The following is a 13,111-nucleotide window of genomic DNA, read 5'->3' as shown; positions in this document are numbered from 1 at the left end:
TAAAAAATGGAACCAGCCATACAGGATGGCTGCTCCCGAGAGGAGATGATCATAGAAATAGAGCCGGCGCGGTGAGCGCGGGCGGCAATGCCGACAATTAACGTTGCGCGGGTTCCTACTGACATGACCTCTCTCCGCTTTACAATAGCACCGCTTCTTGGAGCTATCTTAATGGAGCCACCTAGCTCTCAGGGTCCGCCTATGGCCGAGAAATGCGATCCAAGACGTGTGTCGGCGAAGATCGAGCTTCGGGCGGGCCCCGATGACAGGGTAAGTGACTGGCTGGCGGGGTGAAAGCTGCAAAGACCGTTGTTAGCTATGCGCATCCCGCATATCTAAGGTGGCTGCCCTCTAGCAATTCACGACAGCGACCCGCCAGTGCTGAACATCTAGACTGGAAAAGGGGACCGGCAGGAGCCAGGAATGGCGCGCAGCGGCCATCCGCGCTGTCGCAACCAGGACCACTATTCAACCCTGCGCTATTTCATCTTCACTGCTTGCGGTCCATTCAGCGATGCTGGCCTCCTGACCGATCAGTGCAAGGCCGTGGGCGATGGAGGTCAACTCATTGCCACGCGCAATGTGGCTGGCGGCGAAGGGTTCCTCAAACAAGCGGCGGACGGCGGCGATCAATGAGGAGCCGCCGGTCAGGAAGACATGGTCTATCGCACCCGTGCCGATGTCGCGCGTCCATCAGCGCGCATCTCGTATCCCGCCGAACCAGCCGGAAGCTAAGTCCCCATAGGATAACCTGCTGGAATCGCGGGTTCCTGCATGGAAGGCTTTCGTACGCAAGCGCCCGAAACCCTTCACCTTTGTCGCCGTTCAGGGACCAATTTTCGAGCCTCAGGTGCAGATCTTCCGATTTCCGGCCGCTCTCGACCTGAGCGGGGCACTCAAATCCGATGACACGACGTCCGACCCTGATTTAGGCTGCCGATCATTGTTGCTTCGTTGCGATGGTTCAGCCGCCAGGGAAGCGTCGGTCAGCGCCGACCTTGGAGGCATTCACTGCCTGGAAGGTCCCAGCGGGTCTTATCGACGATATAGACGAGCCGGAAGGTGCCTCGGTTCGATTGCGCATTGCGCAGAGGGACGTCGCCAAGCGCGATCCCCCAAATGCGGTCGAGCCGAACGCGGGTGCTGAAGAATAAAAAGAGGGCCGACCTTAGGTCGGCCCTTCAGGAGTTTCTTCTAGAGCGGTTTTCGATCAGTCTGGATCATAGCCGCACGAGCTGAAGTAGTTGGCACATTCGGCGGGCTGGAAGATGTCGACGAGCCTGCCGATGAGGCCCCAGAGGCCGCTGACGGTGCGCTCGCCTGCTTTTCGGAGCATGGCCTTGAGGCGAGAGAAAGCCTTCTCGATCGGGTTGAAGTCGGGGCTGTAGGGCGGCAGGAAGCGCAGCGCTGCCCCTGCCGCCTCGATCCGGTCGCGGACAGCGGGGCGCTTGCCCAAGCGGAGATCACCACCCCCTCTCGCCGCAGCAGGATGTGCAGCCGACGATAGCCAAACCGGCGGCGCCGCTGCGCAAGCTCACGCAGCTTCGACCGAAGGTCGGCATCATTTTCCCGCTGTGACCGGTAGCGCATGCTCTTCCGGTCACGTCAGAGTCCATCTTGCTGGCGGGTGCGGCCATTTTGCCGACGCACGCCTAGGCACAAGCGCCGGCAAGCGACAGATACGAAAGCCGGGGACCTAACGGACATTATGGTCACGGCCTCCAAGACCGAAGAGCGGCTCCAGGGTGCGGCGGTTGCAGTGACCGCACCCGGCTCAGAGTAACCTCAAGCCCAATCCATGGTCGATCTGCGCGACGTGGTCCCGCTTCACGCTCAAGGTCTATTTCTCAAATATCGGTTCGGCCAGCCCCCACCAGGCGGCTGTGTTCATCCGTGACATCGGCCAGGCCGAGGCGATGATTACAGGCGACCGCCTGGGCGGCAGCGGCGGCTGGGGTGTTTGGACGCCCAGTTTGGGCTCGCCTACAAAGTAGGGTCGCGACTGAGGCTCCGCCCCCAACGACATTATTTAGAATTGAAATTGCACTCGTAGACATAGAAGTGAGAATTCTCGAAAGGGCGTGGTCCCGATCGACGCTTTGGCGCCGCCGAACGCACGCCTGTCTTGTTGCGCCCTTGATTGAAAGCAAAGGCGATCAACGTGCACCAGGCAGAGCAAGCCGATGGCGACCGCCGAGTAACCCCGGCTTCCTTAGTTCCGGTCAAGCCGGAGAATGACGACGTCAATAGCGGAACGTATTTATTATGTTGACAGTCATATGATATGGGTGTTCTATATCAAGCAGAATAACTACCTATTGGGGGAGACCGGTCGATGTTGATGAATCAAAGGAGCTTTCGCTCAGTCCTTCTTGCGAGCGCTCTGCTCCCGTTCACCGCGACGGCGGCGTTCGCGCAAACGGCGCCAAACGCCGCGTCTGCAGCGTCCAGCGCTGTAGGCGTGAGCGACATCATCGTCACGGCGAACCGCCGGGCGGAGCGGCTTCAGGACGTGCCCATCAGCGTCACCGCCATCAATGCGGGCACATTGCGGGACCGGGGGGTCAGCAATCCTCAGGAACTCACCAAGCTGGCGCCCACCCTCACAACTCAAAATGGCGCCGCGAACGCACAAGGCACCAATTTCTCGATCCGAGGGGTGGGGACGTCCAGCTTCCAGCGGACGATCGAAGCCAGTGTTGCGGTCGTTGTGGACGACGTCACCCTGATCCGCCCGGAGATGGCGGTGATCAACTTTGCCGATCTGTCGCAAGTGGAGGTGCTGAACGGTCCGCAAGGCATGCTGTTCGGCAAAAATGCCTCTGCCGGCCTAGTCAACATTCACACGAATGATCCGAAAATCGGTGTCACAGAAGGACGCGTTTCCAGCGAGTACGGCCTGCTCAATACCGGAAATGGAACCTCGCTGTTCCAAGTACGAGGCATGGGCAACCTTGCCCTCTCGCCCAATTCGGCCGCACGCATAAATCTGTCTTACGTTCGGAATACGCCTATCTTCGAGAACCTCGGTCCGAACACCGCCGCGGAGGCCGGGCTGGAGCAGGTGGGCGGCAACCTAAAATGGGCATGGAAGCCCTCCGATCGCCTCTCGATTCTCTTCGGAGCCGACTATCTGGACTCGCGCGGACAGGGTGCCGGTTTGGCCAGCTTCCGTTCGATCGCTCCGGGAAGCCCGGCACAAGCGATCGTCGACGCCGTCGGGATCGAGGCTGGCCCCCGCAACACCCAGTTCGCCAACGATGCACCGCTTTTCAATCACGTGAAAGTCGGCGGCGCGCAGGTTAAGATCGAATATGAATTCGACAGCGGGCACACAATCACGAACATTTTGGCTGCTAGGGCGTTCAGTGTTGAGCAAGCGTTTGATGGGGACGGCACCCAGATAAGCCTGGCCGAGCTTTTTAGCGAACCGAAAAAGTTCAAGCAGCTTTCCGATGAACTTCGTATCGCATCGCCCGTGGGCGGGGCTTTTGACTACCAAGTTGGTCTATTTTTTCTTAAAGGCCGCGTCTCCCAAGGATATCATCTTGAAGCCAGTCTTGGCCAAACACCGCCGCCCGGTTTCACCACGATATTGGGTGGCACCGGCTACCAGCGCCAGTTGCTCGGCAGTTATGCTATATTCGGACAAGCTTCTTATCGGCTGACCGATGCATTGCGCTTCACCGCTGGCGGCAGGCTCACATATGATACAATAGACATGCTCTACCATTCGGAAGCAAATGGATCGGTGATGCAACTGATCCCGGCGTCACCCGTCATGACCGCCAACCGCAACAATACAAATTTCTCGTGGCGCGGGACGCTGCAATATGATCTGACTCGCGACTGGATGATCTATGCGACTGCGGCTCGCGGTTACAAGGGGCCCGGCTTCTCCCAATACACGTCGACCTATGTTCGGCCTGAAATTTCCGACCACATCGAGCTTGGAAGCAAGTCCCAGTTTTTCGATCACAAACTTACGCTCAACGCATCGGTATTCCAGACCAAATTCCGTGACTTCCAGGCGCAAGTGCTTAACCCCGCAACGATCTCGTCCGTTGTCTTGAACGCCGGAAAATTGCAGACCAGGGGCGCGGAACTGCAGCTCGCTGCCGATCCACTGCGGGGCCTTACCCTCAGCGGCGGCGTCGCCTACGTCGATGCCCACTTCGTTTCGTTCACTGGTGACCTGTGCTATCTTGGCCAACCCGATTGCGTGGGTGGCGTCACCGACTCATCGGGGCGGGTCCTTCCGAACGCGCCCAAGTGGAAAGGGACGGCGGCGATGCAGTACAAGCATCCAGTCTCCGATCGGCTGACGGCGACATTCAATGCCGCCGTTTCCGCTCAGTCCGGAATCAACTTCGCATCGAACGGTAACCCCGCCACCGTGCAGAAAGGCTACACCACTCTGGACGTGGGGGTAGGGCTGACCAGCGACGATGACCAGTGGACATTGAGGGCCTTTTGCCGCAATTGCACCGACACCCGATTTGTTACCTCCGTCTCAAGTAACGCGCTATTTCAGACGGATTACGCCCAAAGCATGGGTTATCAGTCCTTCAGACAGATCGGAGCAGCGCTGGATTTCGCGTTCTGAGTATGTAGGGACGAGCTGCTGACGACGGGCCGATGCCGCGCAACATCACCAGTTGCGCGGCATCGCTTGGTGACCGGGGCTGGGCGTATGACGGCGGCGACGCCAACCGTATGCGGTAGATTGTTGCCCACCTTTTCCGCCGTCCCATACTTTTCATCCGGGCCTTGCACCCCGATATCCGTTCGGGCCTGACGGAAAAGAAAGGGAGAGCCCACTCTGGCTCGCTCCCTCAGCGACCGGCATAATCGATCCGACCCCTTCCGCCTGGTCCGGGGTGGCGACCCTGGATCAGGCATCGCATCATGACCCAAAGAAGGCGAGCATCACGAGCGAGACGTGGCGATGCCAGCCATGACATGACCGGGTTTCGTCGTGATCGAGGCCAAGCTCGTTCTTGGCGGCCTCGAAGCTGTCTCGATTGCCCAGCCACGACCTCGACGGAAACGAGCGCCTGGATGCCTGTCCCTGCGGGCACCAGGTTGTGAAGAATGCAAGATCGCCCTCGCCTATATTGCGGCGGATCAGAAGCCGCGGGTCCAAACCCCGACTTCATTTCATCATATTCATCAGCTTCGAGGTCGGCGAGTTCACAGTAAAGCTCAGTCGTAAATCTGTGCGCCTTTGGTGCCTTCGCGGACGGAGAGGCGCAGCCAGACATCGTGAGCAAGAGCATTAGCGATCTCCTCCGCTTTACCGGCAACCATGGGTTTGCCCGCCAGAGCCGAAGCTGGCTCGGTGGCAAAGGCTACATTTTCTTGAACGTGGGTCGCGGCAAGCTTTACCGGATCGCTAACCCAACGCTTCGGTAAGATGGGCTTGCGGTTCGACATGGGTTTGATACAGGCCCAGGCACCACGCGCTGCGAGAGTAGCGCGCATGGCACTGCCGTCGTAGGTCCGGTCGGCCAGCATGACACAGCCTTCCCCAAGGTCTTTGAACAGATCGTCTGTCATGGGACAAACTCCTGGGTCTAAGCAATCAACTTCTCCCACAGGGACCATCCCCGCCAGCCCGAAGGCGTTAGTCGAGCGTCAGCGAGTTCGTTCAATCCCGCTTATGGGCATGCGACCGAGTAAAAAGAAAAGAGCGCGGCGGCCATCTGGCACGCCGCGCTCTGGCAGGTCATAAATAATAATTGTTCAATCGCGCTTGAAGCTTAGAAGCCCACGTCGAGCGCAAGGCCAAGTTGGCGGAAGCCCCCATAGCTCAAGTTCTGGATATAGTCGCTAGCGAAAAACGGATGGCCCTGAACTGTAGCGACGTAGCGGCGGTCGGTGCAGTTGCGGCAGAAAGCACGGAGGCTCCAGTTGCGCGCGGTCGGCGTCAGGGTCAGGCCCAGATCAAGCGCCGTATAGCCTTTCTGTATCGAACTGGGATCTGCGTTCGACAGGAAATTATAGGAGGATTGCGATGTCACGCCAACATTGAAGATGGCGGCGAAGTTGTCACCCAATGGTTGTTCGTAGCTTATGTCTGCGATTGCTTTCCACTTTGGCGCGTTCGGCAGTCTACGACCAGAGGAGTCGGTCGCGCCATTCACGCAATCGACTTGTCCCACATAGCAGGTGTCCCCCTTGAAGGAGATGAAGCGGGCATCTGTATAGGCGACGCTGGCGTTGAACGTAAGGCGGGATGTCGGCCGTGCGATGACCTGTATTTCCGCGCCCCGCGTGCGCAACTTACCCGCATTCTGCAACAGGAACGACAGCGTCGTGAAATCGATGCTCTGGGCCTGGAAATCCTTAAAGTCCGTATTGTATGCTGACAGGTTGACCGTCAACTTGCGATCGAAAAACTGGGCCTTCGACCCGATTTCGAAATGAGTCGAAATTTCGGGCCGCACGTAGGAGAAGGAATATTGCGCATAACCTGGCCCCTTATATCCGCGCGCGGCGGTGCCATAGATCATCCAGTCGTTGTTCAAGTCATATTGCAGCGTTGCGCGCCCCGACAAGTTGGTTTCACTACGGGCCTGCTGGCGATCAGGAGCGACCGGATACAAGGATAACGCGCCACCGCCTGCTGTATTTTCATAGCGCATATTGATGGTTTCATGGGTCAGACGAGCGCCTGCGGTCAGGCGCAGCCTGTCCGTGAAGCGATAGGTGCCCTGGCCATAGACGGCATAACTGCCAAGCTTCTGGCGCCAGAAGCTATCGCTTCCCAGCACGGTCGCGAAGCCTGGGGGTGGCGTTTGACCCAAAGATGCCGCGAGCAGATTGTCCTCCCGCACTCGCGCCTTAAGCAGAAACAGTCCGGCCTGATAGTCGAATTTTCCTCCCGCGGGGGAAGCGAGGCGCAGTTCGTTGGAAAATTGATCGGTAGTGATGCCGCCGCCGAATACCTGTACCAGGGGCAAAGGGCTATAGTCGGCGTCAAACTGCTGGGACGTCTTGAACCCACGGTAGGCCGCGATGTTCGTGATAGTCAGGCCGCTATCCAGTTCATAGGAAATCTTGGCTTGAACCCCGCCGACCTTTAGGTTGTAGAAGGTCGGTCCATCATAGGCGCTCTTGGAATTGTTGGTGCCGGGCGTGATGCCGAGCGTGGGAAGCAATTGAGCCAGAGGACTGGCGGACGCGACACTGCGGAAACTCGCGACGCCGCCACCCGCACCGCGGGAATCCAGATAGTCGCCCGCCAGCAGCACGGTCAGGCGATCCGTAGGCTTCCACAACAGCTTCGCAGATCCGCCGACCTGCCGCAGGCCACCATCGAAGTCGGAATTGGGCACGACATTCTTCTGAAGCGATGAATTCTTGACGTAGAAGCCGTTGATTCTTGCCGCCGCGTCGTCAGACAGCGCCAGGTTGGCTATGCCCTGCACACGGAATAATGATGTGTCGTTGGCGTTATCCAGCTGGCCATATTCCGAAAAGATGCGGCCAGAATTGGTCCCGATCACCGGATCATTGGTTCGGATGTTGATAAGCCCCGCGGATGCATTCTTGCCAAATAGAAAGCCTTGCGGTCCGTTCAGGACTTCAACTTGAGCAAGATCGGTGAAATTAATGACACCCAGTTCCGAACGGATCAGGGTCACATCGTCCAAGACGACAGCGACGCTGGGCTCAACTGACCTCTGGAAGCTGGAGGTGCCGACACCGCGTATGGAAAAGTTGGTCCCTTGGGCATTCGCTGCGTTATTCTGGGTAACGAGGCTGGGCGAAATGCGGCTCAGATCTTCCGGATTCTTGACGCCGCGCTCGCGAAGCGTCTCGCCGGCGACGGCGGTGACGGTGATCGGAACGTCCTGAAGCCTCTCCGACCTCCTGTTTGCCGTCACGATGATGTCTGCACTAGACGGGCGGGAATTTTCAGCTGCGGTAGCTGCTTGGCCTTCTGAAGCCCCGCCCTCCGTACTCGAAGATATTGGCTCAGCCATTGCAAAAGTCGGCAGCAACGTGCCAGCCGCGGCAGCGCATAAGATGCTAGTGCGCAATCTCATAAACCCTCTCCCACTTTTATACCAGATTATCATACAATGGAATTTAGTTTCTGTCAACATATTCGATGGAATGGATTTCATGTTACCGGCAGGCTGCCGCCGCATTCAATCACTTGACCATGGCACGATGGTAAATATATTCCCCAATAAGCAATATGCCGCATCGACACCCGCCTCGGGTAAGGTCCACCCATTGATTAGATCAATCGAGTAAGGCGCAAGGGCCACCGGGGTAGGTTGCTCTTTATATGAAAGCGTTATTGCATATAACCACATAGTAGGAATTTACATTCTACACGAGATCGATGGTCGTCTGGGCGAGACAGGCTCGATGTGCAACTCGGAGAAGTGCAAGTGGCACAGGCCGGCAACGCGCGCTATTTGATGGAAACGAGGATGTCGAATTACCGAAATAAGACTGGAACAAGAGATTACAGCAGGCATCGGCGCCGGGAACAGTATAGCCTCAGCCTCAGCCCATGGCCTGCGTCCATCGATGATCGGCAAGGGTAATTGTTACGACAATGCCTCCGTCGAGATGTTTTTCAAATCCCTGAAAGCGGAACTCATCTGGCGGCAGCGCTGGCCAACGCGGCATCAGGCGAAAGCTGCCATATTCCAGTACATCAATGGTTTCTACGACACCCGTCGCCGCCATTCATATCTAGGCGGCATCAGCCCGCTCGCCTCCGAAGCCAAGGTGGCTTAATGAGATAGGTGACCGGCACAAAACCGGTACAAGTCCAGGTCCGCCTTTTCCATTCGGACTACCTCGCTTGCTCTGTTTCCTGAGCCCGCAAAATAGGAAGTGCAGCCTCGGCCGCTTTTTGCACATGCAGTCGGCACGCAGCGGCGGCGCCTTCAGCATCCCTGCGTTCGATCGCATCGACGATTGCACGCACCTCTTCGATCGTATGCTTGAGCCGCCCCGGTGCCGAAAGCGAGTAAGCGCGAAGCTGTCGAATGCGATGAAGGATCGTCGTCAGCATCTGTGACGCGTAGCTGTTCCCACAACCGACGAGCAGGACATCGTAGATCTGCTGCTTGATGGCCAAGAGCGCCTCTTTGTTGTCGGTTGCCCCTGAGCGAGAGAGCCTTTCGAACACTGCGCGCAGCACCGCTCGATCGCTTTCGATCGCTTTGCGCGCGAACTCATGTACCACCAAGCCCTCAAGCTGGGCGCGAACTGCGTAGACGTCCTCGGCTTCGTCGGCTGTCAACATCGCAACAATCGGCCCGCGGTGCGGACGCTGCTCGACCAGGCCCTCCGCCTCCAGCAGCCGGATTGCCTCTCGGATGATCTGCCTGCTAGTTCCAAACGTCTCCATAAGGGCGCGGTCAGACAGGTGCGTGCCCGGCGGATAATGACCAGTCACAATCGCGTCCCGGAGCGCATCCTCGACTTGCCGGCGTACCGGCATAGGCTCAACCCGACGGGGAGCGCCACTCCCGAAAAACGTCTTAGGTTCCGCCACGCCTTTCCCCTCTTCCTTCACGCCATAGTTGCAGACAATCCGATAAATGCCGATGCACCATCTGCTGTTGAACAGTCAACGTTCATCACTCGGTTGCCGGTCAGCCCTTGAGTGTCGCCAAGTACCGATTGATCTCAGTATGATCGGCACCATCCTGAAGCTGCTCTCGAGCGGCGGCCCAGAGCGAAGCCATGAGGTGCAAAGTGGGCGAACGGGACTCCATTGCGTCCGACAAACCGGCCGCGACGCCGAGATCCTTCGCCATCAGTGCGAGCGAGAAACCGCCTTGGTAGGTGCCTGACAGGATGAAGGGCTTGATCTTGTTTTCGGTGCTGTTGTTGCGCCCGGTGGAGGCGTTGAGAATGTCGACCATCTGCTCGGGGTCGAGTCCGAACTTCTTACCGACTACGATCGCCTCGCACGTGGCTGTCAGGCCGGCAGCCGACACAAAATTGTTCAATGCCTTCATGGCGTGACCTGAACCGAGCGGCCCTGTCTCGAAGATGGATTGGCCCAAAGCTTCCAGGACGGGTCTTACGCGAGCCACATGTGCGGTATCGCCGCCAACCATGATCGCCAAAGAGCCTTCGGCTGCACGTTTAACGCCACCGGAAACCGGGGCGTCGACCATCTGCAACCCGCGCTTGTCGAGTTCCTTGCCGAGTTTACGAGTGTCGGTGGGACTTGATGAAGACATGTCGATCAGCACCGCGCCGTCCAGATGGTCGGCCAGCGAGCCCAGTGCCACCTCGTTCACGATCGCTGAGTTCGGCAGCATCGTAATGACGGCTTGTGCCCCATGCGCTGTCAGCTCCGCCCTTTCGCATGCCCTGCCACCGGTTTCCTCAAGCTTCTTGCGGGCGCCTTCGGATAGGTCGAAACCCTGGACCAGATAGCCTGCCTTGATGAGGCGCGTCGCCATGGGCAGGCCCATCGCGCCCAGTCCGACAAATCCGACGATCGCGGGTGCTGCGATTTTCGGGCTGTCAGTCATTGCTGATCAAGCCCATCTCAACGAGCACCTCGGCGGCGAGACGAAAATGTTCGAGCGATGCCGGCAGACCGACATAGATCGCGCTCTGGAGGAGGATTTCCTTGATCTCGTCCGCGGTCACGCCGTTGTTGATGGCGCCGCGGACGTGGACCTTGAATTCGTGGTGACGGTTCAGCGCCGTAAGCATGGCCAAGTTGACCATGCTGCGTGCCTTGCGATCAATGCCCGGACGCGACCAGATGTCGCCCCAGCAATATTCCGTCGCGAGCTTCTGGATTTCCATGTTGAAGGGTGTCGCGGCGTTAAGCGAATTTTCCACATAGGCATCGCCCAGCACCGCCTTGCGGATTACAAGGCCCTTTTCAAACTGCGGTCCTGCGTCCTTGAACAAATCAATCACTCTTGGATCCTTTCCTTATTGAACGGGCGATCGGGCCCAGGCAGCGAATGCACGAGCGCCTTGCTGAAGCCAGCCCAGCTATGTGGCGCCCGAAGCAACCGCGGCGTGCGGCTGAACGATTGATACCTGAGGTGCAAGGCACCTCACCTGAACGACCTAGGGCTTCGATAGTTGTCCGTCAATCCGCTTGACCGCTAGTTAAGCGTGAATATAGAAGGCGGATGATCGAAGCGGCGGAGGCTAAACCAGCTCTGTCTTGCGCGCCGAGAAGGTCCATAGACTACTCATCGATTCCGCAGCAATTTGCTGCGAACGCCAGAAGGAAAGCAGAGATGGCTCAGTCCAAAGTAGCCCCGAATGAGTCAGCCGCGATCAACCCGGCTACAGGTAAAGTGCTCACCCGCTATCCCCACCAGACCCCCGATGAGGTTCAGATCCTGCTGGACCAGTCGATCGCTGCGTTCAGGATCTGGCGAGACGTGGAGCCGGCGGAACGGGGGAGGCTCTTCGGCAAGCTCGCCGGTGTCCTGCGCAAGCGAACCGACGAATTCGCGATTGCCATGACCCGTGAAATGGGCAAGCCGATCACGCAGGCGAAGGCCGAGATCGAAAAGTGCGCAACGCTGTGTGAGTGGGCGGCCGCCAAAGGCGCTTCGCTGCTCGACGATGAGCCCACCGAGATTGAGGGGCAGGCCGCTTATGTTTCCTATCTGCCGCTCGGTTCGATCCTCGGCATCATGCCGTGGAATTTCCCGTTCTGGCAGGCCATGCGCGGCATTGTTCCGGTCGTTCTTGCGGGCAACGCGTTCATCCTGAAGCACGCGCCGAACTGTATAGCTACCGCCTACAATGTCGCTTCGGTCTTCGAGGGGGCTGGCGTGCCCAAAGGCCTGATCTCGGTCCTGAACGTCGCCCAAGAGGACATCGAAGCGATCATTAACGACGATCGGGTTGCTGCGGTCTCCCTCACCGGCAGCGTGCGCGCGGGTTCCGCGGTTGCGTCGCAGGCAGGTCGCGCGATCAAGAAGACCCTGCTCGAGCTGGGTGGTTCCGATCCGTTCATCGTCCTCGCCGACGCCGACCTCGATCGCGCCGTCCCCGCCGCCGTGCTTGCCCGTTTCCAGAATTCCGGTCAGATCTGCATCGCCGCCAAGCGCATCATCGTGGAAGAGTCGATCGCAGAGGAATTCTCCACGCGCTTCGTCGCCGCTGTGAAAGATCTCAAGGTGGGCAACCCGGAGGAGGAAGATACCTACATCGGCCCGATGGCGCGTATCGACCTGCGGGCGGAGCTCGCAGACCAGGTCAAGCGGACGGTCGAGAAAGGCGCCAAGGTCCTACTTGAGGGCGGACCGCAAGATGGCGCGGATGGCACGGCCTTCTTCAAGCCGGTGATCCTGTCGGGCGTCGAGCCAGGCATGGCGGCGTTTGAGGAGGAGACGTTCGGTCCTGTCGCCTCGATTACCATCGCGGAGGATGCCGAAGACGCGATCCGTCTCGCTAACCAAAGCGAGTTCGGCCTCTCGGGAGCGATCTGGACGGCGAACGTCGCAAAGGCGCGCAAATATGCTCGCCGTATCGAAAGCGGGGGCGTGTTCATCAACGGCTTCGCCGCTTCCGACCCGCGCACTCCAATCGGCGGCGTGAAGAAGAGCGGCTATGGTCGTGAGCTGTCGCACTTCGGCGTTCGCGAATTCACCAACGCGCAGATCGTCTGGATCAACCGGCATTAAGAGCCTGCTGTAGTCGCCCAACCCCCATGAACTCATCGTTGCGATCGCCAATAAGGACGCACGGATCATTTTTGCAGTGTTGCGATCTGGCGATCACTACCGGGCCGCAGCCTGAGGACCCGAACCATTTTGCGAGTGGACGGAGAAATGGACTGGACTGATCGAGCCGACGCGCGACGAATCCGAGTTGCCCCGTCTCCGGCGTCACCCATACGTCAGTAACGTCGTTCACCTTGGACGCAGGATGCAGTGGCCGTCTGTCCGCATCGACCACGCCGGGGCCAAAAATGAAGAAGGCGGGCCAGCGCCCGCCTTCTCTATGTCGTGCCTGCGCACGTCCCGCGCTCGCCGACCGAACGAAGGATTGCGGAGCCCTCCACAGACTTCGCCCCCTTTCCGCCTCCGCTTAGGTCGTAAACTCATAAAATGGCTTGAGGATTGGCCATTTGCATGAT

Annotated in this window: 6 protein-coding genes and 5 pseudogenes; 3 read left to right on the top strand and 8 right to left on the bottom strand. The window is 58.7% G+C overall.

Annotated elements, in window-relative coordinates; genetic code table 11:
- Positions 1 to 468 precede the first annotated feature (468 nt).
- The 3 pseudogenes from ACNHGR_RS24190 to ACNHGR_RS24180 form a co-directional block, all read right to left on the bottom strand.
- Positions 469 to 669 (bottom strand): annotated as a pseudogene (locus ACNHGR_RS24190) (Hsp70 family protein); the annotation flags it as partial.
- Between the two features lie 541 nt (positions 670 to 1,210).
- Positions 1,211 to 1,450 (bottom strand): annotated as a pseudogene (locus tag ACNHGR_RS24185) (transposase); the annotation flags it as partial.
- A 13-nt stretch (positions 1,451 to 1,463) separates the two neighbouring features.
- Positions 1,464 to 1,602: pseudogene (locus tag ACNHGR_RS24180) on the bottom strand (IS3 family transposase); the annotation flags it as partial.
- 859 nt (positions 1,603 to 2,461) lie between these two features.
- Between ACNHGR_RS24180 and ACNHGR_RS24175 the strand changes: the two are divergent.
- A complete protein-coding gene (locus ACNHGR_RS24175; RefSeq protein ID WP_475289540.1) occupies positions 2,462 to 4,606 on the top strand; it encodes a TonB-dependent receptor in 2,145 nt (714 codons plus the stop codon).
- A 312-nt stretch (positions 4,607 to 4,918) separates the two neighbouring features.
- On the opposite strand, the pseudogene ACNHGR_RS24170 reads toward ACNHGR_RS24175, so the two are convergent.
- Together ACNHGR_RS24170 and ACNHGR_RS24165 are read right to left on the bottom strand one after the other, a co-directional pair.
- A pseudogene (locus ACNHGR_RS24170) lies at positions 4,919 to 5,505 on the bottom strand (IS701 family transposase); the annotation flags it as partial.
- Between the two features lie 257 nt (positions 5,506 to 5,762).
- Positions 5,763 to 8,054 (bottom strand): TonB-dependent receptor, encoded by a 2,292-nt coding sequence (locus ACNHGR_RS24165; protein ID WP_475289538.1) that lies wholly within the window; start codon positions 8,052 to 8,054, stop codon positions 5,763 to 5,765.
- A gap of 478 nt (positions 8,055 to 8,532) precedes the next feature.
- Between ACNHGR_RS24165 and ACNHGR_RS24160 the strand changes: the two are divergent.
- Positions 8,533 to 8,763, top strand: a pseudogene (locus tag ACNHGR_RS24160) (integrase core domain-containing protein); the annotation flags it as partial.
- 58 nt (positions 8,764 to 8,821) lie between these two features.
- Here ACNHGR_RS24160 and ACNHGR_RS24155 read toward each other — a convergent pair.
- The 3 genes from ACNHGR_RS24155 to ACNHGR_RS24145 all read right to left on the bottom strand — a co-directional run bounded on the left by ACNHGR_RS24155 (position 8,822) and on the right by ACNHGR_RS24145 (position 10,923).
- Entirely contained in the window at positions 8,822 to 9,475 is a 654-nt protein-coding gene (locus tag ACNHGR_RS24155) for a GntR family transcriptional regulator (RefSeq protein WP_449470420.1), read from the bottom strand.
- 154 nt (positions 9,476 to 9,629) lie between these two features.
- Complete coding sequence (locus ACNHGR_RS24150) at positions 9,630 to 10,523, bottom strand: NAD(P)-dependent oxidoreductase (RefSeq protein ID WP_449470419.1); 894 nt, start codon at positions 10,521 to 10,523, stop codon at positions 9,630 to 9,632.
- Positions 10,516 to 10,923: a carboxymuconolactone decarboxylase family protein gene (locus tag ACNHGR_RS24145; protein WP_449470418.1), complete on the bottom strand. Its 408-nt coding sequence runs from the start codon at positions 10,921 to 10,923 to the stop codon at positions 10,516 to 10,518. Before ACNHGR_RS24145 ends, ACNHGR_RS24150 begins: the two co-directional genes overlap by 8 nt.
- A gap of 332 nt (positions 10,924 to 11,255) precedes the next feature.
- Here ACNHGR_RS24145 and ACNHGR_RS24140 point away from each other — a divergent pair, with 332 nt between their 5' ends.
- The gene (locus ACNHGR_RS24140; RefSeq protein WP_460989841.1) at positions 11,256 to 12,656 is read left to right on the top strand and encodes an NAD-dependent succinate-semialdehyde dehydrogenase; all 1,401 of its coding nucleotides are present in this window, start codon (positions 11,256 to 11,258) and stop codon (positions 12,654 to 12,656) included.
- Positions 12,657 to 13,111 lie beyond the last annotated feature (455 nt).

The sequence above is a fragment of the Sphingobium sp. RS1 genome, from assembly GCF_056156825.1.
The sequence above is the reverse complement of the archived record's forward strand: the minus strand, read 5'-3'. Positions and strand labels throughout refer to the sequence as shown.

Excerpts from the sequence above, each read along its gene's own strand:
- ACNHGR_RS24165 (WP_475289538.1), bottom strand. The coding sequence starts at position 8,054 with ATGAGATTGCGCACTAGCATCTTATGCGCTGCCGCGGCTGGCACGTTG.
- ACNHGR_RS24155 (WP_449470420.1), bottom strand. The coding sequence starts at position 9,475 with ATGCCGGTACGCCGGCAAGTCGAGGATGCGCTCCGGGACGCGATTGTG.
- ACNHGR_RS24150 (WP_449470419.1), bottom strand. The coding sequence starts at position 10,523 with ATGACTGACAGCCCGAAAATCGCAGCACCCGCGATCGTCGGATTTGTC.
- ACNHGR_RS24140 (WP_460989841.1), top strand. The coding sequence starts at position 11,256 with ATGGCTCAGTCCAAAGTAGCCCCGAATGAGTCAGCCGCGATCAACCCG.